This is a genomic window from Cryobacterium algoricola, from assembly GCF_004402485.1.
In the GTDB taxonomy this organism is placed as follows: Bacteria; Actinomycetota; Actinomycetes; order Actinomycetales; family Microbacteriaceae; genus Cryobacterium; species Cryobacterium algoricola.
Genome location: NZ_SOFG01000024.1, coordinates 199,626 through 221,779 on the forward strand (window position 1 = coordinate 199,626; position 22,154 = coordinate 221,779).

17 protein-coding genes are annotated in these 22,154 nt (G+C 69.4%); 10 read left to right on the plus strand and 7 right to left on the minus strand.

Going from position 1 to position 22,154, the window contains the following annotated elements:
• Nucleotides 1-181: 181 nt before the first annotated feature.
• The 3 genes from E3O44_RS18005 (at nucleotide 182) to E3O44_RS19875 (ending at nucleotide 5,756) form a co-directional block, all read left to right on the plus strand.
• On the plus strand, nucleotides 182-1,870 hold the full coding sequence (locus E3O44_RS18005) for a cellulase family glycosylhydrolase (protein WP_134536358.1): 1,689 nt from the start codon (nucleotides 182-184) through the stop codon (nucleotides 1,868-1,870).
• A 169-nt stretch (nucleotides 1,871-2,039) separates the two neighbouring features.
• Nucleotides 2,040-4,235: a transglycosylase domain-containing protein gene (locus E3O44_RS18010; protein ID WP_134536360.1), complete on the plus strand. Its 2,196-nt coding sequence runs from the start codon at nucleotides 2,040-2,042 to the stop codon at nucleotides 4,233-4,235.
• Nucleotides 4,236-4,472: 237 nt separating this feature from the next.
• Nucleotides 4,473-5,756: a hypothetical protein gene (locus E3O44_RS19875; protein WP_194088623.1), complete on the plus strand. Its 1,284-nt coding sequence runs from the start codon at nucleotides 4,473-4,475 to the stop codon at nucleotides 5,754-5,756.
• Nucleotides 5,757-5,892: 136 nt separating this feature from the next.
• Here the strand turns inward: E3O44_RS19875 and E3O44_RS18025 are convergent, their stop codons facing one another.
• The 7 genes from E3O44_RS18025 to E3O44_RS18055 form a co-directional block, all read right to left on the minus strand.
• Complete coding sequence (locus E3O44_RS18025; protein WP_134536362.1) at nucleotides 5,893-9,387, minus strand: DNA polymerase III subunit alpha; 3,495 nt, start codon at nucleotides 9,385-9,387, stop codon at nucleotides 5,893-5,895.
• On the minus strand, nucleotides 9,384-9,656 hold the full coding sequence (locus E3O44_RS18030; protein ID WP_134536364.1) for a hypothetical protein: 273 nt from the start codon (nucleotides 9,654-9,656) through the stop codon (nucleotides 9,384-9,386). Before E3O44_RS18030 ends, E3O44_RS18025 begins: the two co-directional genes overlap by 4 nt.
• Before the next feature lie 66 nt (nucleotides 9,657-9,722).
• The gene (locus E3O44_RS18035; RefSeq protein ID WP_134536366.1) at nucleotides 9,723-11,099 is read right to left on the minus strand and encodes an MFS transporter; all 1,377 of its coding nucleotides are present in this window, start codon (nucleotides 11,097-11,099) and stop codon (nucleotides 9,723-9,725) included.
• Between the two features lie 76 nt (nucleotides 11,100-11,175).
• The gene (locus tag E3O44_RS18040) at nucleotides 11,176-11,973 is read right to left on the minus strand and encodes an SDR family NAD(P)-dependent oxidoreductase (protein WP_134536368.1); all 798 of its coding nucleotides are present in this window, start codon (nucleotides 11,971-11,973) and stop codon (nucleotides 11,176-11,178) included.
• Nucleotides 11,970-12,287: a Dabb family protein gene (locus E3O44_RS18045; RefSeq protein WP_134536370.1), complete on the minus strand. Its 318-nt coding sequence runs from the start codon at nucleotides 12,285-12,287 to the stop codon at nucleotides 11,970-11,972. The genes E3O44_RS18040 and E3O44_RS18045 overlap by 4 nt, the downstream gene beginning before the upstream one ends.
• Nucleotides 12,284-13,951 (minus strand): FAD-dependent oxidoreductase, encoded by a 1,668-nt coding sequence (locus E3O44_RS18050; protein ID WP_134536372.1) that lies wholly within the window; start codon nucleotides 13,949-13,951, stop codon nucleotides 12,284-12,286. The genes E3O44_RS18045 and E3O44_RS18050 overlap by 4 nt, the downstream gene beginning before the upstream one ends.
• A gap of 143 nt (nucleotides 13,952-14,094) precedes the next feature.
• A complete protein-coding gene (locus E3O44_RS18055) occupies nucleotides 14,095-14,886 on the minus strand; it encodes an IclR family transcriptional regulator (RefSeq protein WP_134536374.1) in 792 nt (263 codons plus the stop codon).
• A gap of 51 nt (nucleotides 14,887-14,937) precedes the next feature.
• Between E3O44_RS18055 and E3O44_RS18060 the strand changes: the two genes are divergently transcribed.
• From E3O44_RS18060 to E3O44_RS18090, 7 genes are all read left to right on the plus strand, one after another.
• A complete protein-coding gene (locus E3O44_RS18060) occupies nucleotides 14,938-15,747 on the plus strand; it encodes an IclR family transcriptional regulator (protein ID WP_134536376.1) in 810 nt (269 codons plus the stop codon).
• A 115-nt stretch (nucleotides 15,748-15,862) separates the two neighbouring features.
• The gene (locus E3O44_RS18065) at nucleotides 15,863-17,044 is read left to right on the plus strand and encodes a 4-hydroxybenzoate 3-monooxygenase (RefSeq protein ID WP_134536378.1); all 1,182 of its coding nucleotides are present in this window, start codon (nucleotides 15,863-15,865) and stop codon (nucleotides 17,042-17,044) included.
• A gap of 30 nt (nucleotides 17,045-17,074) precedes the next feature.
• A complete protein-coding gene (gene pcaH / locus E3O44_RS18070) occupies nucleotides 17,075-17,845 on the plus strand; it encodes a protocatechuate 3,4-dioxygenase subunit beta (RefSeq protein WP_134536380.1) in 771 nt (256 codons plus the stop codon).
• Nucleotides 17,838-18,431, plus strand: a complete 594-nt coding sequence (gene pcaG, locus E3O44_RS18075; RefSeq protein ID WP_134536382.1) for a protocatechuate 3,4-dioxygenase subunit alpha — start codon at nucleotides 17,838-17,840, stop codon at nucleotides 18,429-18,431. The genes pcaH and pcaG overlap by 8 nt, the downstream gene beginning before the upstream one ends.
• On the plus strand, nucleotides 18,424-19,956 hold the full coding sequence (locus tag E3O44_RS18080; protein WP_134536384.1) for a lyase family protein: 1,533 nt from the start codon (nucleotides 18,424-18,426) through the stop codon (nucleotides 19,954-19,956). The genes pcaG and E3O44_RS18080 overlap by 8 nt, the downstream gene beginning before the upstream one ends.
• Complete coding sequence (pcaDC, locus tag E3O44_RS19915; protein WP_134536386.1) at nucleotides 19,953-21,308, plus strand: bifunctional 3-oxoadipate enol-lactonase/4-carboxymuconolactone decarboxylase PcaDC; 1,356 nt, start codon at nucleotides 19,953-19,955, stop codon at nucleotides 21,306-21,308. The genes E3O44_RS18080 and pcaDC overlap by 4 nt, the downstream gene beginning before the upstream one ends.
• A gap of 21 nt (nucleotides 21,309-21,329) precedes the next feature.
• Nucleotides 21,330-22,154 carry a CoA transferase subunit A gene (locus E3O44_RS18090; protein WP_134536388.1) on the plus strand — a complete coding sequence of 275 codons (825 nt, stop codon included), beginning with the start codon at nucleotides 21,330-21,332 and terminating at the stop codon, nucleotides 22,152-22,154.

Consider the following 22,154-nt stretch of genomic DNA (forward strand, 5'->3'; position numbering starts at 1 on the left):
CGGGGCCCGTTTTCCGTACCCGGAGCGTCCAGCAGCCCGGCAGACACGCAGCGTTCACCCCGCGGGCACCTTTGTTACGCAGTCGAAACACGGGAACCCCTACTATGGGGCTACCGGACGATTCTGCTGCCCCGGGCGGCGGACATCGGGAACCACGTCCGCGGAATACTGGGGGACCAGCATGAGTGCTCGCGACAGCTATGCCACGTGGCGGAGTGCCCCAGGGGCGTCGACACGACCGCGGCGCGGAGGTGCCACCGGGCGACTGGTCGCGTTCATCGCCGCCGCCGTGCTCGTGACGGGCGGCCTCGTGACGGCCACTCCGCAACCGGCGGCATCTGCGGCATCCCTCGTCAGTGCGCCGTCCGGCTGGCTGCACACCGCGGGGGGCACGATCCAGAACTCCGCCAACCAGACCTACGTGGTCAAGGCCATCTCCTGGTTCGGAATGGAGACGAGCAACTGCGCCCCGCACGGGCTCTGGACGATCGGCCTCGACGCCGGTCTCGCGCAGATCAAGTCGCTCGGATTCAACACCGTGCGCCTGCCCTTCTCGAACGAGTGCCTCGGTGGGGCTCCCAGCAACTCGATCAACTACGCGGTGAATCCGACCCTCGCGGGGCTGACCCCGCAGCAACTCATGGACACGGTGATCGCTCGGGCCACGGTCGCCGGGCTCAATGTCATCCTCGACCGGCACCGTCCGGATTCCGGAGCACAATCCGAGCTCTGGTACACCGCGCAATACAGTGAAGCCAAGTGGATCAGCGACTGGCAGGCACTCGCCGCCCGGTACAAGAACGATCCGACCGTGATCGGTTTCGACCTGCACAACGAACCGCACGGACAGGCCTGCTGGGGCTGCGGTGACCCCGCGATCGACTGGCAGGCCGCCGCGACTCGCGGTGGCAACGCCGTGCTCGCGGTGAACCCGAAGCTGCTGATCCTCGTCGAGGGTATCGAGAACCAGGCCACCGGCGGATCCACCTGGTGGGGCGGCGGCCTGAGCGGCGTCAAGGCCAAGCCCGTCGTGCTCTCCGTTGCGAACCGGGTGGTGTACTCCCCGCACGACTACCCGTCCACTGTGTGGGCGCAGAAATGGTTCAGCGCGGCCAACTACCCCGACAACCTCACCGCCGTCTGGGACCAGAACTGGGGCTACATCAGCAAGACCGGGATCGCACCCGTGCTCCTCGGTGAGTTCGGCACCAAGCTCGCGACCGACTCCGACCAGAAGTGGCTCGCCAAGCTGGTGCCGTACCTCTCGGGCAACGGCATGAGCTTCGCGTACTGGTCGTTCAACCCGAACAGCGGCGACACCGGCGGCATCGTCAAAGACGATTGGGTGACACCGGAGGCGGCCAAGCTTGCGGCCCTCGTACCGCTGCTCGGTGCCGGGACTCCGATCGTCATTCCGCCGACGCCGACTGCGACGCCGACTGCTACGCCGACGCCGACCGCTACGCCGAAGCCCACTGCGACGCCGAAGCCCACTGCGACGCCGAAGCCCACTGCGACGCCGACGCCGACCGCGACGCCGACGCCGATGCCGACATCCGTCCCCGGCGTCGCTTCGATCACCACGACATGGAACGTGCAGAGCGCCTGGGGCGCCGGGTACGTCGCCGACTTCCGGGTGACGAGTGCGACGGGTGCCAAGGCGTGGAGCGTGACCTGGGCCGATCCGACCGTGACTGCGGTCACCAACGCCTGGGGGATGACGTGCACGGTCAAGGTCAAGACCTCGATCACGTGCACCGGCGCCGGTTGGGCGAGCACGATTCCCGCGGGTCAGAGTGTCTGGGTCGGCCTTCAGGTCGAGTCGGCCAAGGCCCCCGTTGCACCGAAGCTGGTCCTCACCGCCAGGTAGTCGTCTGGGCAACATACTCGAGTCACCAGCGCATGGTGACGAAATCGAGCACAACCCGCGAGGCAACCGCGTGCACGCTCTCTGACCTGATCGCTCGGATAACGATCGTGAGACACCCCTAGCATTTCCCGCGACCACGGAGTTCCATGAACCGTGATTGGGGGTTCAGATGCGCACGAAGGAATTCCAGGAAAGACGGACCTTTGGTGGCGTGCTCGGCGGGTTGTCCGGATTCGTTGCCCTGAGCGCTGCCGCGGGACTCCTGGTCGCGGCGTCGGTGACGCCCGTCGTGGCGCTCTCCGGGCTTGCCGTCACCGACACGATCAACACGTTCGAAAGCCTGCCTGAATTCCTCTCGATCGACCAGCTGTCCCAGAAGAGCAATATCTACGCAGTGCGCGATGGTTCGACGCAACTCCTCGCCTCGTTCTACGACCAGAACCGGATCGAGGTCGGCTGGGACGCGATCAGCCACTTCGTGACGGATGCGGCGGTCTCGAGTGAGGACCCGCGCTTCTATGAACACGGCGGCATCGACCTGCAGGGGACGATTCGGGCCGGGCTCAGTGTGAGCCTCGGGGGAGAGACGCAGGGCGGGTCGTCCATCAGCCAGCAGTATGTCAAGAACGTCCTCGTGCAGAAGTGCGAGATGCTTCCCGACCCGACGGCGCGCGACACCTGCTACAACACGGCCACCCGCACGAGCGCCGAGCGCAAGCTCAAGGAGATGCGACTCGCGATCGGCGTGGAGAAGAAGTATTCCAAAAAGGACATCCTTCGCCAGTACCTCAACATCAACGGCTTCGGAGGAACGGTGTACGGAATCGAGGCCGCCGCGGAGTACTACTTCAACACGACGGCCGCGGCCGTGAGTCTGCCGCAGGCCGCGAGCCTGGTCGCCATCATCAACAACCCCGTCAAGTTCCAACTCGACGACCCGAACAGTGCAACCAATGGTGCAGCCAACGGCTACGCGGCGAACCGGGACCGTAGGGACTATATCCTCGGGACGATGCTGAAGTACGGCGCGATCGGACCTGCGGACTACGCGGCGGCGGTCGCGGCACCGGTCGAGCCCAGCATCCATGAACCCAGTACCGGTTGCCAGACCGCCGGCGGCAGCGCCTATTTCTGCGACTACGTGACCCATGTGCTTCGGAACGATCCGACCTTCGGGGCGGATGCCGACACCCGGCTGCTCAACTTCCGGCGCGGTGGGTACAACGTGTACACGTCCATAGACCTCGACCTTCAGGACGCCGCAGAAGCCACGATGAAGCAGAACGTTCCGATGACGTTCCCCGGCTGGGATGTCGGCGCGGTCATCGCCAGCGTGCAGGTGGGGACGGGCAGGGTGCTCGCGATGGTTCAGAACAAGGACTATAGCCAGGACCCCGCGGTCGAGGCAACGGGCGCGAACTACACGAGCATCAACTACAACACCGACTATGCCGATGGCGGTTCGAGCGGCTTCCAGCCGGGTTCCGGGTACAAGGTATTCACCCTGGCCGAGTGGCTGAAGGAAGGCCATGCCCTCTACGAACGAGTCGACTCCCGCCGCAAGGCCAACTGGGGCACCTTCCAGGACAGTTGCTTCGGCCCCCAGAACTACGACAAGGAGAAATGGAACCCGAAGAACGACGCCGACGAGAGCGGGGCGCACTACAGCGCCCTCGAGGCCACCGTGGGATCCATCAACACCGGGTACATCGGGATGGCCAAGAAACTCGATCTGTGCGGAATCCGGAAGACGGCGGAGGCGTTCCGGATGCACCGTGCCGATGCGACCGCGCTCCTGCAGAGCGCATCCTCGGTGATCGGCACGAACGAGATCGCCCCGCTGAGCATGGCCGTCGCGTTCGCGGGAATCGCGAACAAGGGGGTGACCTGCAGTCCGGTCGTGATCGACCGGATCGTCGGTCCGACCGGCGCGGACGTTCCCGTACCGAGCAGCGAGTGCGCCGCCTCTGTCGACCCCACTGTTGCGGCCGGCATGGCGTATGCCATGCACAAGGTCATGACGAACGGGACCGGGCAGCAGTCGAACCGGGCCATGGCGCCGCGCGTGCCCGTGATCGGGAAGACCGGGACGACGGATGGCAACAAGGACACCTGGATGACCGGGGCGAGCACGAAGGTGGCAACGGTCGTCGCGGTGGTCAGCCTCACCGGCCAGGTGAACCAGCGGACGACCTTCTTCGACAGCGGCCAGGCCGCGACCGCGAGACACCGGATGTGGCCCGCTGTGATGTCGGTCGCGAACGCGAAGTACGGTGGAGACGACTTCGTCGAGACCAATCCGGCGCCGGCGCCGACACCGAAACCGAAGACGCCGGCATCGGCGCCCCCTTCAACGCCGCGCTGACGGTTTTCCTTCCTGAGAGTTTCTCAACTCTGAATTTGTCCTGAGTTCCCCGTAATCACGGCGATCTCTCAGTATTTTAATTTGTCAAGCCCCTAGCGCAGGTCGAGAACTGGGGGTATTTTTCGGCGCCCTGTCCCCCGAATGGGTTACAGTCAACCCATCGAAAATGCGTGTCGTAGGTTCTGTGGATGGATTTGTGATCGGCGCGTTCCGGTCATCTGAAAGGCAAAAAACTCCATGCAACAGCTCTTTCGTCGCGCCGAGAAATCCTCGCCGCGTAGTACAGCCGCGCGCCACAAGCTCGCAAGCGGTATCGTCGCCGCAACGGCGGCCCTGTGTATCGTCGTCGGCACAACGGCCTCGTGTGCGTTCGCTTCCGGCGGCACCTCGTCCTCCTCGTCAGGCTCGTCGTCCGTCAGCGCCCCGTCGGGCTGGCTCGCCGTGACCGGCGTGTGGTCGCACCGCAAGAACCACCACCAGGGAACGCCGACGCCGACTCCGACTCCGACGCCGACTCCGACTCCGACGCCGAAGCCCACGCCTGCCCCGACGCCAAAGCCCACTCCGACGCCGACTCCGAAGCCCACCCCGGCCCCGACGCCGACGCCTACTCCGACTCCGACGCCGACTCCGAAGCCCACCCCGGCCCCGACTCCGAAGCCCACTCCGACGCCGACTCCGACTCCGACGCCGACTCCGACTCCGACGCCGACGCCGACTCCGACGCCGACTCCGACGCCGACTCCGACGCCGCCCCCCATCGCCATCGGAACGTCCCCGCTGCACACCAACATCGTGTCGACGACCTTCTGGGTCGGCGAGATCTTCAACGCGAACCTCAGCGACGGCAGCCAGGTCTGCAGCACCTATGACAGCAAGTGGGCGCTCCACCACACCGGCGTTCAGCTCGGATCCTCCACGGACACCGGCTGCGGCGGCTCGCCCGTCGGCGGGTGCGATGGTCCGTCCAGCGGCGCGACCGCTGCGACGTTCACCTGCACGACCGAGAAGCGCACAGCCGCAAACGGCTACTTCCCGACCAGCCAGCCCAAGCCGCTCGAGAACCCGTTCTACCTGGACCTCCCGTACGACGACATCAACGACGCGACGGCGTTCGCGAACCGTGACACCGTCGTACCGTGGGCGAACGTGGCACCGTACAGCGCGCACCACGGTGACTCGAACTACTCGTACATGAAGAACCACTGGGTCCAGCTCACCGGCCCCAATGGCAAGACGTGCTACGGACAGGTCGAAGACGCCGGTCCCTCGAGCGGATCGCTGTACCACGACGCGGCCTACGTGTTCGGAAGCAACGACGCCCGTCCGGTGAACAAGCAGTTCAGCGGCGACCCGAGCCAGGGTGCAGGCACCGACGTGTCACCCGCCCTCAACGGATGCCTCGGCTTCGCTGACCTCGACGGCGATAACGACCACGTCAACTGGCGTTTCGTCGATCGTGCCGATGTCCCGGCCGGCCCGTGGCTGACCGTCGAGACCACCAGTCAGGTCTCGCAGTAGCAACAGGCGCTCTCCGGCCGACGGCTCGATAGCCGAGCGGCCCGCACGAGGATCCACCGGATGCCCCGGTGTCGCACCTGCGACACCGGGGCATCCGCCTGTCCGGAACCCGCGCATCCGCCCGCACCGGTTCGGGTCAGGCGGAGCGCACGGACCAGAGCCGGTGCACGTTGGCTGGAGCGACAGCGGCGAGTTCGGCGGCAAGGGCCTCGGCCCTGGCCTCGTCGCCCGCTGCCTTCTCCGCCGCACGCTCGGTGCTGTGCCGCTGTCTGACCAGCCGCGCGGCATCGGTGAGGTCCCAGAGCATGTCGCCCGTGACCGAAACGCCCTTCGCACCCGAGCGCCGGGTGCGGCCGCGGACGAGCAGGTGCCTGGTCTGGAAGACCGGACCGCCGATGCGTTCCTGGGCGTCATGGAAGAACACGACGTTCGCGACCGGTCCGGTGCCGTCGTCGAGGCTCACGAACACGACGCGACGCCCGCCGCGCATCGGCGGGGTGTTCGTCGCCCGGCGCACTCCCGCGAGGAGCACCTCGGTGCCGCCGGGCAGATCGGCGAGGGCCGACGCCGGGGTGACGCCGAGTTCGGCGAAGAGCGGATAGAAGCGGGCGAGCTGATGCCCGGAGACGGCGAGGCTCAGGTCACGGAGCTCGAGTTCGGTCTGGGTGCGGCCGCGCAGCTCGAGGGATGTGACGGCGGTGAACCGGTCGCCGGTGTACCGGGGAACCGGCAGGTCGACCTCGAAGGCGAGCTGGTCGTCGTGCACGGTGACGGCCGTGCCGCGGAGCGACTGGATATGCGCGAGCAGCTCGTGCCGTCGCTCGCGGTCGTAGCCGATGAAGCTGTCGAGGGCGCCGACCCGTGCGAGCGCCTCGAAGCTCGACCGCCGGGGCCGCACCCGGTCCCGGAAGTCCTGCAGCGAGGAGAACGGCTGGTGCCGTACGATCCGGGCCCGCTCGGCGGCGGTGCTGCCGGAGAGCTCCGGCAGAGCCAGGCGGATACCGCGGCGCGGACCGGCCGGCCCGCTCGGCACCGGTTCGGTCGGCTCCGGTTCGGTCGGCTCCGGTTCGGTCCGGACGAGCGCGGCATAGCCTGGGGGAAGGTCCTCGACCCGGTAGTCGAGGACGCTGTGCTGCACGTCGAGCGGCAGCACGGGAACCCCGAGCACCCGGGCCTCCGCCACGAGCAGGTCCTTCGGCCACATGCCCGGGTCGTGGGTGAGGAGTCCGGCGAGGAACACCGCAGGGTGATGGGTCTTCAGCCACGCGGACTGGTAGGTGGGCAGGGCGAACGCGGCGCCGTGCGCCTTGGCGAAGCCGAAGCTACCGAAGCCCGCGAGTACCGTCCAGATCCGGTCGATCACAGTGGGAGGGAACCCGCGGGTCAGGGCCTGCTCCCGCACGTATGCCTCGATGAGGGGCAACTGCTCCGGTTTCCCCAGGTGCCTGCGGAAGACATCCGCCTTGCCCAGGCCGCAGCCGGTGAGTTCGTCGAAGAGCCGCATCACCTGTTCGTGGAAGATGACGACGCCGCGGGTCTCCCGCAGGATCGGCTCGAACCGCGGATGGATGTAGTCGGGCATGACCTCGCCGTGCCTGGCCTGCAGGTAGAGCAGGGGCATGTTGTTCTTCATCGGGCCGGGCCGGAACAGGGAGATCTCCACGGTGAGGTCGTTGAAGACCTCGGGCTGCAGCTTGCCGACGAGTTCCATCTGGCCGGGAGACTCGAGCTGGAAGATGCCGAGGGTGCGCGTCGAGCGGATGAGTTCGTAGGTCGGCTCGTCGTCGAGGGGGATCCGGTCGAGGTCGATGCTCTCGCCCGTGAGGCGTCGGTGTTCCTCGACGGCATGTGCCATCGCCGACTGCATCCGTACGCCGAGGATGTCGAGCTTGATCAGTCCCATCGGGTCCATGTCGTGCTTGTCGAACTGGGACATCGGCAGCCCCATGCCCGAGGCCTGCACCGGGGTGCGGTCGAGCAGGCTCGCGTCCGAGAGGATCACGCCGCACGGATGCACCGAGATATGCCGGGGCAGCCGGTCGAGCCGTGCCGTGAGGTCGACGAGCTGGTCGAGCTGTTGTGACGCGCGTACCTCGGCGGCGAGCGGTTCGAGCTCGGGCTTCTCCTCGAGGGCGCGGCGGAAGTCGCGGGCGTTGAACCGCCACATCTGCTTGGCGATCGCCGACACCTGCCCGGGGTCCATGCCGAGGGCGAGCCCGGCGTCCCTGACGGCGCCACGACCACGGTAGGCGTTGGTCATCGACATCAGCGAGACCCGGTCGCTGCCGAAGGTCTGGAAGAGGGTGCGGTAGATATCGTGGCGGCGGGCCGACTCCACGTCGAGGTCGATGTCCGGCAGGGTCTGCCGTTCGGGGGAGAGGAACCGTTCCCAGAGCAGGCCGTTCGCGATCGGTTCGACCGAGGAAGTGTGCAGGGCGTAGTTGAGCACCGAGCCGACGCCGGAGCCACGGGCCTGGATGCGCACGCCCATGCCCCTGACGATGTCGGCGACCCGGGAGACCGTGAGGAAATAGCTCGCGAAGCCGAGGTGCTCGACCGTGGCCATCTCGTACTCGAGGCGGGTGTGCGCCGATTCGACGGCCGGTCGACCGGATGCCGCGTAGCGTTCCTCAACGCCGGATCGTCCGCGTTTCCAGAGTTCGGCGAGCGGGTCGCCGGTGACGCCGATCACGCGCGCCTCCGGCATCCGCGGGGTGCCGAGGCCGATGTCCGCCTGCGGGTCGAGCGTGCAGCGGTCGGCGAGCAGTTCGGTGTCGCGCAACAACCGGGCGAGCGCGCCGTCGTCGTGCAGCCCGGCGTCCACGACCATGCGGGCCACCTGCCGCATCGCCCCTGCCGGTTTGAGCCAGGCCTGTCCGTTCGTCTGCGGCTGCTCGAGCTCGGCGAGCGGGGTCAGGGTGCGTGCGGCGTCGGCAAGGTCTGCGGTGACCGCGTCCTCCGGTTCGCCATAACGCACGGCGTTCGTGAGCACGGCGGGCAGGCCGCTCTGTTCGGCGAGGGCGAGCATGCGGGTGGCGGGAGTGACGCTGCCCGGGCTGCCGGGTTCGGCGAGGTGGCAGACGATTTCGAGGCACACCGACGCGGCGGGCATTGACCGCTGCCAGGCGGTCAACCGGGCGCCGGCCTCCTTCGTCGCGCGGCGTTCGATCGCCTCGCCGACGTCTGAGGTCGGCCCGAGCAGCACGGTCAGGGTCCGGAGCCCGGCCAGTTCGGCGAGCTCGGACCGGCCGATGCTCGGCTCGGACCCGGCTCCCGCCCCGACCGTCTGGTGGGCGGCGGACACGGCGCGGCACAGCGCCGCATACCCGCGGCCGCTGGTGCCGCCGTGCGCGAGCACGACGACACGGCCGAGTGGAAGCCGGTCGTCGTCGTGCACCGCGAGGTCGGCCCCGAGGCCGGCGCGGATGCCCTCCGCCACGCACGCCCGCAGGTGCTTGACCGCCCCATAGAGTCCGTCGCGATCGGTGAGGGCGAGAAAGGAGGAGCCCTGAGCCCTCGCCTGTCCGGCAAGGGCCTCGGGGAGCGTCACCCCGTAGTGCGTCGAGTATGCGCTCGCGACGTGCAGGTGCGGGAAACCGCCGGCGGGCACGCCCGTGCCGTTCCCGTTCATCCCCAGTCGAGGGCGAGCACCCACGACCCGTCGACGTCGCGTCGCAGGTCGTAGCGGTGCTGCTCCTCGCCCCCGCGGGCCGCGTCGACCCGCCACAGCTCGGTGTCGATGCGGGTCGGAACCCCGTCGTTCTCCCACCAGCGGGTGCGGGTGAACACCGCCTGCGGCTGCCCGATGATGGTGTGTTCGAAGCGGTCCCACGTGAATGCCAGGGGGTCGCCATCGGCCGAGAGCTCGACGTCGACGCGGGTGTCGATGATCTGGGGCATTCGGTGACTCCTCCGTACCTATCGAACAAATGTTCGATATTGGGAGTGTACGTCACCCCGCCGACACTAGCCAGCGCCGACCGTCGTCGGTGACGCAGCAGGGGCGGTCTCCGGTGCCGCGACGCGCAGGGCGTGTGCCCCGAGCAGGGCGGTCGGCACCCGGAAGGTCTCCCGGGCGGTGACGGCGGCGATCGCCGAGAGCACCATGGTGGCCGCGGTGAAGACGGCGACCGGCACCCAGCCGTCGATCCCGCTCCCGAGGAGGGCGTAACAGATGCTCGGAGCGAAGCCGGCGAGCAGGAATCCGAGCTGGGTGCCGATCGCGAAGCCGGAATAGCGCACCGGGGCGGCGAACATCTCGGTGAAGAACGACGGCCAGAGCCCGTTGACCATCGAATAGAACAGGGTCATGTTCAGGAAGCCGCCGAGGAAGATGAGCGGGATCGACCCGGTCGAGATCGCCCAGAAGTAGAGGAAGATCGTCGCCGCGGAACCCAGGGTCCCGGCGATCCAGACCGGGCGGCGCCCGACGCGGTCCGACAGGGCCGAGAAGAGCGGGATGGTGACGAGGGAGCCCGCGATGGACACGGTCGCGACCCAGAGCATCGTGCCGCGATCGATCCCGACGGCGGGGCTCGTGGCGTATGCGAGTCCGAAGACCGTGAAGACGGTCTGGGTGACGGCGAACAGGGAGCAGACGAGCACGCGCACGACGTCGCGCCACTGGTGCCGGAACACCTGTGCGGCCGGGAACCTCTCGACGGCGGCGACTGACTTCGCCTCGGCGAAGACCGGCGTCTCGTCGAGACGGGAGCGCACGACGTAGGCGACGACGAGAACGACCGCGCTCAGCAGGAACGGCACCCGCCAGCCCCAGGCATACAGCTGGTCCTCCGGAAGGGCGGCGACCGGGATGAAGACGATGGTGGCGAGAACCATCCCGGCGGCATATCCGGTCATCGTGAAACCGGAGAAGAATGCGCGGCGGTGTTCGGGTGCGTGCTCGATCGCGAGGGTGCTCGCCCCTGCCGCTTCCCCTCCGGCCGAGAAACCCTGGGCCAGGCGGCACAGCACGAGCAGGGCGGGCGCGAATGCCCCGATCTGGTCGTAGGTGGGCAGGAAGCCGATCGCGAGGCTCGCAACCCCCATGATCACGAGGGTGAGGATCAGCACTCGCTTCCGGCCGATCCGGTCGCCGAAGTGGCCGAGGATGAGCCCGCCGAACGGCCGGGCGACGTAGCCGACGCCGAATGTCGCCAGGGAGGCGATCGTCGCGATCGCCGGGTCGGCGGCGGAGAAGAAGATGTGGTTGAAGACGAGGGCGGCCGCCGCGCCGTAGATGAAGAAGTCGTAGTACTCGAGGGCGCTGCCCACGAACGCCGCTGCGGCGGCCTTTCGCGGCATCCGCTGGGGGATGGTCGGAGCTGGAACCGTGCTGGACATGCTGTCTCCTTTGACAAGGTGCCTGGTTGGGTTGGGGCGGGTTGGGGCGAGTGGGACTCGGGAAGGGAAGCCTGGTTCAGACGGCGGTGTAGCCCCCGTCGATGACCAGCTCGGAACCGGTCGTGAAGCGTGATTCGTCGCTGGCCAGGTAGAGCACGCCGTATGCGATCTCCTCCGGCTCGCCCTGGCGGCGGAGCGGATTGCCGTCGACCAGCTGGCGGTAGTACGCCTCCGGCCCGATCGGGCTCATCTCGGCGGCCGTGCGGCTCATCCGGGTGTTCATCGAGCCGGGGTGGATCGAGTTCACCCGGATGCCGTACTCGCCATAGGTCGCGGCATCCGCCTTGCTGAGCAGCCGAACGGCCCCCTTCGTGGCGTGGTACAGCGGAACGCTCCTGCCGCCGGTGATGCCGTGGATCGACGAGAAGTTCACAATGCTGCCGCGCGACGCGGCGATCATGGCGGGGACCACGTACTTCGTCATGAGCCAGGTGCCCTTGACGTTCACGTTGAAGATCCGGTCGAACTCGGCGAGGGTCGACTCGTGCGACGGGGCCGCCCTCCCGATGATGCCGGCCGCGTTCACGAGCACGTCGGGGACCCCGACGTCGGCGAGCACCCGCGCGATGGCGCGCTCAACCTGGTCCGGGTCGGTGATGTCGAGCTCGAGTGAGGTGACTCCCGGCTCGTGCCACGGTTCGGACGGCGCGGTGACATCGAGGCTGACGACCAGGGCGCCCTCGCCGGCGAGGAGCCGCACGCAGGCGCTGCCGAGGTCGCCGCTCCCTCCTGTGACGATGACGATCTTGCCCTGCACGCGGCCCTGCGGGGTCGCGGCTGTTGCGGCCGTTGCGGCCGTGTCGGTGATGGTCATTCCGTGGAGTCCTTTCGGTGGGTGGGCAGGTCGAAATCGACGGAGGCGATCTGTCGGCTGTGCGGCGCGGACAGGGCGATCAGGGGGGTGTGCAGCGGATGAGTGGCGTAGCCGGCGACGTCGGAGAGCGAGTCGAAGTCGGCGACGATGGCGCAGTCCCAGGACCGCGCCTCCCCGCCGAGGTCCCGCCCGACGCTGAGCGACCGGAGCCCGGGAACGCTGCCGACGAGGCCGTCGAGACCGCTGCGCCAGCGTCGTTCGATCCCCGGGGTGAAGCTGTCCTCGAACCGGAACAGCACGACGTGGCGGATCACCGGGCCGCCGCCGCCGCCGCGGGGACCTCGGCGGGGTAGCCGGCCGGCTGCCCCGCGAGGGTGCGGCCGATCAGGTAGCCCATCGTCATCAGGGGTCCGAGGGTCGCGCCGGCGCCGGGGTAGCCGGCCCCGTAGGCGCTCTCCGCGATGTTCCCCGCCGCGAAGAGCCCCGCGATCGGGTCGCCGTCCACGTCCTGGACGCGGCCGACGGCATCCGTCGATACCCCGCCGCTGGTGCCGAAGGCGCCGTTCACGACCGCGAGCGCGTAGAACGGCCCGGTGGTGAGCGGGGCGAGGCTCGGGTTGGGGAAGACGTTCGCCGCGTCGCCCCAGTAGGTGTCGTAGCGGCTGCCGCCCCTGCCGAAGTCGGGGTCCTGGCCGAGCTCGGCATTGTGGTTGAAGCGGCCGACCGTGTCCGCGAGCGCGGCAGGGTCGACGCCGATGCGCGCGGCGAGGTCGGCCAGGGTGGCGCCTTCGAGCAGCCAGGCCGGCGTCGGTTGTCCGGCGCGGTGGCTCAGGACGCCGTAACGCTCGAGGAAGGCGTGGTCGAAGACGACGTGGGCCGGGGTGTTCAGTGGGGCATTGGCCGCCGGGTCCCAGGAATGCAGCGAGCGGGCGAGGTCGTTGTAATTCTGGGATTCGTTCGCGAAACGGCGCCCGTGCTGGTTGACCATGATCGAGCCGGGCCCCTGGCGTTCGAAGCGGAGCAGGGTGCCGACCTGCTCGCCGTCGCGGAGATCCCCGGGGATGACCGACATCGGCGCCCACCAGGCCTCACGGGTCCCGCCGGTCCGCGCACCGAGGCGCTGGGCCATCCGGAGGCCGTCTCCGGTGTTCGACGGGGGAGAGCAGACGACATGCAGCCGGGTCTGGAGCAACCCGTCGGCGAGCCGCTTGTCCCATTCGAAGCCGCCGCTGGCGAGCACGACGCCGTCGTTCGCGTGGAAGGTGCGTCCGTCGACGACGACGCCCGTGACCCGGCCGTCGACGACGACGAGCCGTTCGGCGCGGGCCTCGACGGCGAGGGTCACGTCGTTCCCGAGGCAGGAGGCGAGCAGCATGCTGACGAGCGCCTGCCCCTTGGCGACGAGGCCGGCCGTCTCCCGCGCAGCGAGCTCGGCCCAGGGAAAGTGCGTGAAGGCGCCCCAGTTCTCGTACTCCTGCATCGTGAACGGCGCCCGGCCGTCGGTGCGTACGTGCGCCCGCAGCGGGCCGAGCGCGGCGGCGGCGTCGTAGAGCGCGGGTTCGACCGTGCGTCCGCCGTCGAGGGCGCCGTCGAGGTCCATCCGGTAGTCCGGGAAGTTGTCGAGCAGCAGGAAGGCCACGTCGAGCTCGCGTTCGAGGTAGCGCAGCATGTCGTCGCCGCGGGTGATGGCGGCATCGAACAGGTCGTCCCGGCCTCTGCCCCGGGAGACGGCCCGGACATAGCGGGCAGCGTCCGCAGGAGAATCGTCGATTCCGGCCGCACGGGCGAGGTGGTTGGCGGCGACCCAGAGCATCCCGCCCGACACCGCCGACGTGCCGCCGAGCAGGGCCGACTTCTCGACGACCAGAACGCTCTTGCCTTCGTTGGCCGCCGTCGCCGCGGCCGCGAGCGCCGCGGCGCCGGACCCCACCACCACGACATCGAATCGGTCCTGCGGCTTGCCCTGGAGAATTCGCATCGAATCCCACTCCCGTCGTCGTTGACACAAGAATTTTGCGTTTCTGAAGACTGTCAACGGTCGGGCTCGCTCATCGTGCCCCTCCCATTCAATGGGAGGAAAACTCTCCGGGGGACCGGGCCCGGTGACCCGGGGCGTCCCGGTCAGACGGCCCGCGGCATCCGGCTTGTTCCGCCACGCGGCCGGTCGGCGCCGAGGGCCCGGGAGATGCCGTGCGCCGCGGTCTTCAGCGCGGGGACGGTCGCGCGCAGGTCCTCCTCGCCTAACGGGACGATCACGTTCAGTGCAGCGATCACCCGGTCGCCCCGTTCGAACACCGGAACGGCGATCCCGGTCGTGTCCGGAACGATGATCCCGGGCACGGAGGCATGGCCGAGCTGCCTGATCCCGGCCAGCAGCCGACGCAGTGCCGCAGGTTCGGTGACGGTGTGTTCCGTGTAGCGCACGAGCTCCCGGCCGAGCACATCGTCCTGGAATTCCGGCGGGGAATACGCCAGCAACACGAGGCCGGACGAACACGCGTGGATCGGCAGCCGACCGGCGATCTGGGTGATGTTCACCGCTGACCCGCGGGTCGTGAGCCGCTCGATGTAGAGCACGTTCTCGCTGTCGAGCAGGCTCAGGGTCGTGTGCTGCTGCACGACGGCCTGCACGTCTTCCATGAAGGGCAGCGCGATTTCGCGCAGGTCCGTGGTGCGGGACCCCCGGGAGGCGAGTTCCCACAGCCGGATGCCGAGGCGCACTTCTCCGTCCGCGTCGCGTTCGAGGAGTCGTTCGTCGAGGAGCTGAAGGACGAGACGGTGGGTCGTTGCAAGCGGCATGCCGACCCGTCGCGACAACGTGGAGATCGTCATGGACGAGCGATGCGAACCGAAGGCGTCCAGAATCGTTACGAGCCGGGACAGCAGGGAGTCGCCGGAGCGTGAATTCGCCATGGCCCCACAGTATGCTCCCCGCCGGTGTGGGGGGCGAGTAGCGTGGTGCTGATGTCAGGGAAGCCCGCACAGTCGAGGGGAACCGAGGGCGCTGCGGCGTTCCCGGTCGATGACCGCGGTGTGGCCGCGCGGCTTTTCGCCATCCTCGACGCGTTCACCGCGCCGCCGGCGAGTTCGCTCACCCTCACCGCGATCGCGCAGCGCACCGGGATCCCGCTGACGACGGTGCACCGCCTCGTCGGAGAGTGGACGAGCTGGGGCGGCCTCGCCCGCCAGGAGGACGGCCGGTACGCGCTCGGGATGCGGTTGTGGGAGGTCGGCGTGCAGACGCCGACGGCGCGGAACCTCCGCACGATCGCCCTGCCCTATCTGGAAGACCTGTACGAGTCGACCCATGAGCACGTGCACCTCGCCATCCTCGACGGAGGCGACGCCCTCTACCTCGAGAAGCTGTCCGGCCACCAGGCCGTGCGGGTGATCTCCCGCGTGGGAGGCCGCCTGCCGCTGCACGCGACCGGGGTCGGCCTCGTCCTGCTGGCCAACGCGTCGAACGAGGTGATCCAGGAGTACCTGGCGGGACCGTTGCCGCGTTTCCTGCCGCAGACGGTGACCGACCCCGAGGAGTTGCGGCGGCGCCTGGCCGGCATCCGCAGCCAGGGCATCGCCCGCATGTCCGAGGAGATGACGGCCGGGTCGAGTTCGATCGCGGCGCCGATCAGGGACAGAACCGGGCAGGTGGTTGCGGCCGTGTCGATCGTCACGCGCACAACACCCCGGCCAAGCCCCGAGCAGGAACAGGCCGTGCGCGTTGCGGCCCACGGGGTGGGCAGGGCGCTCGGGTACCGCCGCGCCACGGGCTGAGCCGAGGCTGGGCATCCGCCGGACGGTCTTTCACTCAGTGGAAACCACCACCTCGGGGGTGCCGTTGATTCCGCAAGATGGTGCGATCACCTGTCATCGTCGCTAGGAGAACCCCGTGTCCCCAGAAAACACCCGTGTCGCCATCATCGGCGCAGGTCCCGCCGGTCTTCTCCTCAGCTGGGCGCTGCGGGACGCCGGCATCGACTCGATCGTGGTCGAGAACCGCTCCCAGGACTACGTGCTCGCCCGGATCCGGGCCGGCGTGCTCGAACAGAGCGCCGTCGAGACCCTCACCCGGCTGGGGCTCGGCGAGCGCATCCGGACGGAGGGCCTCGAACACGACGGCATCTACCTGCAGTTCCGGGGCGAGCGCCACCACGTCGACTTCCAGGAGCTCATCGGCCGCAGCGTCACGGTCTACGGCCAGCAAGAGGTCGTGAAAGACCTGATCAACGCGCATACCAGTGCCGGATCCACGATCTACTACGAGGCGGCGGATGTCGCGGTGCACGACCTCGAGTCGAGCGCACCCCGGGTGACGTTCACCCACGCGGGGGAGGCACACACGATCGCGGCGGACTTCGTCGTCGGCGCAGACGGCTTCCACGGCGTCTGTCGCGCCAGCATCCCCCGCGAAGCCATCACGCTCTACGACCGGAGCTACCCGTACGCCTGGCTCGGGATCCTCGCGAACGTGGCGCCGTCGACCGACGAGCTGATCTACGCGCTGCACGAGGACGGCTTCGCCATGCACTCGATGCGTTCGCCGCACGTCTCCCGGCTCTACCTGCAGGTCGACACCGCAGACTCGCTCGAGCAGTGGCCCGACGAACGGATCTGGGAGACCCTGCACGCTCGCCTCGGCGTGCCGGGCTGGACCCTCCAGGAGGGCGAGATCACCGACAAGTCGATCACGCCGATGCGCAGCTTCGTGGCCTCCCGCCTCGCGTACGGCAGCCTCTTCCTCGCGGGGGATGCCGGACACATCGTGCCGCCGACCGGGGCCAAGGGACTCAACTCCGCCATCGCCGACGTCACGATGCTCGCCGCAGCCCTCGCCGCCCACTACGCGGACGACGACGCCCTCCTCTCCGGTTACGGCGAGGCGGCGCTCCGTCGCCAGTGGCGCGTGCAGCAGTTCTCGCAGTGGATGACCGACCTGCTGCACCGCAACCGCACCGACCTGCAGACGATGGAGTTCGACTACCAGAGCCAGCTCGGCCGCCTCGACTACGTCACCGGCTCGGTCCATGCCCAGCGCGAACTCGCCGAGCAGTACTCCGGCCTGCCGTTCTAGCCCCCATTCTCCCGAGAGGAATCATCGACAATGACCACGTCACAACACGAGATCTCCGCAGAGATGCAGGCCATCGAGGCGGATGCCCGTGCCCTCGTTGCAGAGGGCAACGCCCCTGAGCTGCACCCGCGTCGCGACTACCCGCCTTATCGCAGCTCGATCCTGCGGCACCCGACCCACGAGCTCGTGCGGGCGGACCCGGAGGAGATCGAACGGCACTCGCCGGCCTTCGGGCACAGCGACGTCAGCCCGCTCGAGAGCGACCTGACCATCCAACACAACGGCGAGCCGCTCGGCGAGCGGATGACGGTGTCCGGGCGGGTGCTCGACGGCGAGGGTCGCCCGGTGCGGCATCAGCTCGTCGAGGTGTGGCAGGCCAACGCCGGCGGCCGGTACGTGCACAAGCGCGACCAGCACCCGGCCCCGCTCGACCCGAACTTCACCGGCGTCGGCCGGGTCATCACCGGCGACAACGGCGAGTACTCGTTCACGACGATCAAACCGGGCCCGTACCCGTGGCGGAATCACCTGAACGCCTGGCGCCCGGCGCACATCCACTTCTCGCTGTTCGGCACCGCGTTCACCCAGCGACTGATCACCCAGATGTACTTCCCGGGTGATCCGCTCTTCGCGCTCGACCCGATCTACCAGTCGATCACCGATCCCGCGGCGCGCGCCCGGCTGATCGGCGTGTACGACCACGACCTGAGCGTGCCCGAGTTTTCGCTCGGCTACCGTTGGGACATCGTGCTCACCGGTCCGAAGTCGACGTGGATGGAAAGCGAAGAAGCCCATGACTGAACCGTCCGCAGCGCCGGAAGCCCGGTACGTGCAGACCCCCGCGCAGACCGTCGGCCCGTTCTACGGTTTCGCGTTGCCGTACGACGGGGGAGCCGAGCTCGTGCCCGGCCACCACCCGCGGGCGATCCGGCTGCACGGCACCGTCTTCGATGGTGCAGGGGATCCGGTGCCCGACGCCATCCTCGAAATCTGGCAGGCCGACGAGACCGGAGCCCTGCCGGACGAGCGCGGCTCCCTCGCCCGCGACGGTTTCGGCTTCACCGGTTTCGGCAGGGCGGCCGTCGACCTCGGCGGCCACTACACCTTCACAACGGTCGAGCCCGGACCGGTCGCAGGCGGTGCGCCGTACGTGCTCGTCGCCGTGTTCGCGAGGGGGCTCATCCACCACCTGTTCACCCGGGCCTACTTCCCCGGGAATGCGGAGCGGAACGCCGCGGATGCCGTGCTCACCGCGGTCCCGGCGGCCCGGCGGCAGACCCTCGTCTGCGTTCCGGAAGGAACCGGGCCGACGGGCGCGGCCTCGTACCGGTTCGACATCCACCTTCAGGGTGAGAACGAGACCGTGTTCCTGGATTTCGATGCCTGAGCCCGTTCTCGACGCCGGGCTGCTCGCCCCGCTCGCCCACGGCAGCGAGGCCACCACGCTCACGAGCGACGCCGCCTGGCTGCAGGCGATGGTCGACACCGAGCTCGCCCTGACCCGGGCGCTCGTCGACGCCGCACTCGCCCCCGAGTGGATGCTTGGCGTGTGCGACACTCTCGCCGACGCCGGTGCGCTCGACCTCGGTGCGATCGCCCGGGAGGGGCGCGGCGGCGGCAACCCCGTGATCCCGCTCGTGAAGCACCTCGGCCTCGCAGCGGAACGCGTGCGCGCCGGGTCCTCCGATCACATCCACGTCGGAGCCACGAGCCAGGACATCCTCGACACGTCGGCGATGCTCATCGCCGACCGGGTCTGTGGCGAGCTCGCCGACCGGCTCGGGAACTTCGCCGCCGCGCTCGCCGTGCTCGCGGGGCAGCACCGGAACACGATCATGGCCGGCCGTACCCTGGGCCAGCAGGCGTCGCCCACGAGCTTCGGCTTCGTCGCGGCCGGATGGCTGGACGCCGTGCTCACGGCCGCCACCGCCCTCGCCCGGGTGCGCGCGGCGCTGCCCGCGCAGCTCGGCGGCGCAGTCGGGAACCTCGCGGTGCTCACCGCCATCGCGAACGCCCGGTCCGGGGTCTCTGGGCCGACGGCATCCGCTTCGGGCACCCCGGCCGTCGACGTCGTCACGGAAAGGTTCGCCGCCCGGCTCGGGCTGCGCCGGCCGCTGCTCAGCTGGCACACGGACCGCCTGCCGGTCGTGGAGCTCGGATCCGCGCTCGCCGCGGTGACCGGCGTCGCCGGGGCGTTCGCACTCGACGTGTCCGTGCTGTCCCGCACCGAGATCGCCGAGGTGAACGAGCGGCTCGGCGCAGGGCAGGGCGGCTCCAGCGCGATGCCGCACAAGCGCAACCCGGTCACGGCCGTGCTCGTCACCGCCGCAGCGCGCCAGTCCCCGGCTCTGCTGGGGTCGCTCTACGGCAGCCTGCTGGCAGAGGACCAGCGCCCGAGCGGCGCCTGGCACGCCGAGTGGCAGACGTTGCGGGACCTCGAGCGGCTCGCGGTGTCCGCGGTCACCGGAGCGGCGGACCTGGCCGGGCGGCTCGACATCCACCCCGGGCGGATGCGGGTCAACCTCGAGTTCACTGACGGGCTCGTCTTCAGCGAACGCGTGACCACGCTCCTCGCCGAGGCACTCGGCAGGACCAGGGCCTTCGCGCTCGTGCAGCGCGCCGCGGAGGAGTCCCATGAGACCCGGCGGCCGCTGCGGGTGACTCTGGGAGGGTTGCTTGCAGCAGAGGGCTCGACCGCGGGCGTGACCGACGCCCTGCGAGCCCAGGCCTGGGCCGCGTTCGACGCGGACACCGACCTCGGCCAGGGTTCCGCAGCAATCGACCGGGTGCTCGCCCGGTTCCGGGCGCAGTTCGAACCGGACGCGCCTGCAGAGCCGGAAGCACCCGAACGCCAGGCAGTTCCCGCACAGCAGTCAGTTCCCGCACACCAGTCAAGGACGGATTCCCGATGACCCAGCCTCTCCTTCGCGGCACGCTGCGCCCCGATCCGGCGGATCCGGCCGGTCCGGTCGGTCCCGCCGGCCGGGCGCCGCTGCTCGTCCTCGGACCCTCGCTCGGCACGACGACGACGCTCTGGGACGCGGTCGTCGATGCGCTGGGCGCGCCGTCGGCCCCGAATCTCCGGGTGCTCAGCTTCGACCTGCCCGGACACGGGGTCAGCCCGGCCGCGCGGGAACCGTTCACGGTCGCCGAACTCGCCGACGCGGTGATCGCCCTCGTCGATTCGGCGACGGCCGCCGCTCTCGGTCCGGACGCCGCACCGGAGTCCTTCCACTACGCCGGGATCTCGCTCGGCGGCGCGGTTGGCCTCGAGCTCGGCATCCGCCACCCGGGACGCCTTCTGAGCCTGAGCGTCGTGTGTTCGGCGGCGCGGATCGGCACCGCGGAGGGCTGGCACGAACGCGCCGCGCGGATCAGGGCGAGCGGAACGCCGTCGATGGTGATCGGCAGCGCCGAACGCTGGTTCGCCCCCGGGTTCCTCGAGCGCGATCCCGCGGCGGGCGCCGGAGCGCTGAACCGGCTCCTCGACATCGACGACGAGTCGTACGCGCTCTGTTGCGAGGCGCTCGCCGGCTTCGACGCGCGCGAGGCGGTCGCCGGCATCCCCCTGCGGATGCTCTGCGTGGCCGGGGAACTCGACCTCGCCACGCCGCGTGCCCTCGTCGCCGAACTCGCTGCGGCCGTTCCCGGTGCCCGGTATGCCGAGATCGCCGGAGCCGCCCACCTGCCCTCCCTCGAGCGGCCACGGGAGCTCGCCGGCCTGCTGCTGGACCAGCTTATGGAAACGCCACCAGCCCCGCCAGCCGAGCACCCGATCGGGCGACCCAGCGCCCGGGAACCCGCCGCGCGCACGGCGGCAGAGGTGTACTCCGCGGGCCTGGCCGTGCGTCGGGCCGTGCTGGGCGACACGCACGTGGATGCCGCGACGGCCGCGATCACCCCGGAGACCGCCGACTTCCAGGACTTCATCACCCGCTACGCCTGGGGTGAGATCTGGACCAGGCCCGGCCTCGACCGGCGCACCCGCAGCTTCCTCACCCTCGCCTGCCTGATCACCGGGGGCCACGAGCACGAGCTCGCGATGCATGTGCGCGCCGCGCTCACCAACGGGCTCAGCCGCGCCGAGATCAGCGAGGCGATGCTGCACACCGCGATCTACGCCGGGGTGCCTGCCGCGAACTCGGCGCTCTCGATCGCCCGCACGACGTTCGCCGCCCTGGACGAGGAGGCCGCCCTGCCTGCCGAGTGCGCCCCGGATGCCGAGCCCGGCGCCGACTCGTCCCAGACCCCGTCACGTCCCTGAACCGAACCGAAGGACTGCTCCATGGATAAGACGTTCACCTCAGCGGCGGCCGCCGTCGCGGACATCCCAGACGGCGCCTCCCTCGCCGTCGGCGGCTTCGGCCTCGTCGGCGTGCCGATCGTGCTGATCCGCGCCTTGCTCGACCGGGGCACGACCGACCTCCGGGTCGTCTCCAACAACTGCGGCGTCGACGGCTGGGGGCTCGGCGAGTTGCTCAGGGAGGGCAGGATCAGCCGGGTCATCGCGTCATACATCGGCGAGAACAAGGACTTCGCCAGGCGCTACCTCGGCGGCGAACTCGAGGTCGAGCTCACTCCGCAGGGCACCCTCGCCGAGCGGCTCCGCGCGGGCGGCAGCGGCATCCCCGCGTTCTTCACCGCGAGCGGCGTCGGAACCCTCGTCGCCGACGGCGGCCTGCCCTGGCGCTACGGACCGGGTGGAGAGGTACTGGTGTCCTCACCGCCGAAGGAGACCCGGGTGTTCTCCTCGCTCGGCAAGACGCAGGAATACGTGCTCGAGGAGGCGATCGTCACCGACTTCGCCCTGGTACGCGCCGCTCGCGGCGACCGCCACGGCAACCTCGTCTTCGAGAAATCGGCCCGCAACTTCAACCCGCCGGCCGCGATGGCCGGCCGGATCACCATTGCCGAGGTCGACGAGCTCGTCGAACCGGGCGAGATCGATCCGGACGACGTGCACCTCGCCGGCATCTACGTGCAACGGATCGTGCAGCTGAACCACGCGGATGCGCGCGACCTGCCGATCGAGAAGGTCACGACCCGGCCGCGGCCGGGAGCTGCCGCCGCGGCCGCGGCATCCGCCCCGACCTCCAGAATGGAAGGCTGA

Bases quoted from the DNA above. Each gene is read 5' to 3' on its own strand.
- E3O44_RS18005 (WP_134536358.1), top strand. From the start codon at position 182: ATGAGTGCTCGCGACAGCTATGCCACGTGGCGGAGTGCCCCAGGGGCG.
- E3O44_RS18010 (WP_134536360.1), top strand. From the start codon at position 2,040: ATGCGCACGAAGGAATTCCAGGAAAGACGGACCTTTGGTGGCGTGCTC.
- E3O44_RS19875 (WP_194088623.1), top strand. From the start codon at position 4,473: ATGCAACAGCTCTTTCGTCGCGCCGAGAAATCCTCGCCGCGTAGTACA.
- E3O44_RS18025 (WP_134536362.1), bottom strand. From the start codon at position 9,387: ATGAACGGGAACGGCACGGGCGTGCCCGCCGGCGGTTTCCCGCACCTG.
- E3O44_RS18030 (WP_134536364.1), bottom strand. From the start codon at position 9,656: ATGCCCCAGATCATCGACACCCGCGTCGACGTCGAGCTCTCGGCCGAT.
- E3O44_RS18035 (WP_134536366.1), bottom strand. From the start codon at position 11,099: ATGTCCAGCACGGTTCCAGCTCCGACCATCCCCCAGCGGATGCCGCGA.
- E3O44_RS18040 (WP_134536368.1), bottom strand. From the start codon at position 11,973: ATGACCATCACCGACACGGCCGCAACGGCCGCAACAGCCGCGACCCCG.
- E3O44_RS18050 (WP_134536372.1), bottom strand. From the start codon at position 13,951: ATGCGAATTCTCCAGGGCAAGCCGCAGGACCGATTCGATGTCGTGGTG.
- E3O44_RS18055 (WP_134536374.1), bottom strand. From the start codon at position 14,886: ATGGCGAATTCACGCTCCGGCGACTCCCTGCTGTCCCGGCTCGTAACG.
- E3O44_RS18060 (WP_134536376.1), top strand. From the start codon at position 14,938: ATGTCAGGGAAGCCCGCACAGTCGAGGGGAACCGAGGGCGCTGCGGCG.
- pcaH (WP_134536380.1), top strand. From the start codon at position 17,075: ATGACCACGTCACAACACGAGATCTCCGCAGAGATGCAGGCCATCGAG.
- pcaG (WP_134536382.1), top strand. From the start codon at position 17,838: ATGACTGAACCGTCCGCAGCGCCGGAAGCCCGGTACGTGCAGACCCCC.
- E3O44_RS18080 (WP_134536384.1), top strand. From the start codon at position 18,424: ATGCCTGAGCCCGTTCTCGACGCCGGGCTGCTCGCCCCGCTCGCCCAC.
- pcaDC (WP_134536386.1), top strand. From the start codon at position 19,953: ATGACCCAGCCTCTCCTTCGCGGCACGCTGCGCCCCGATCCGGCGGAT.
- E3O44_RS18090 (WP_134536388.1), top strand. From the start codon at position 21,330: ATGGATAAGACGTTCACCTCAGCGGCGGCCGCCGTCGCGGACATCCCA.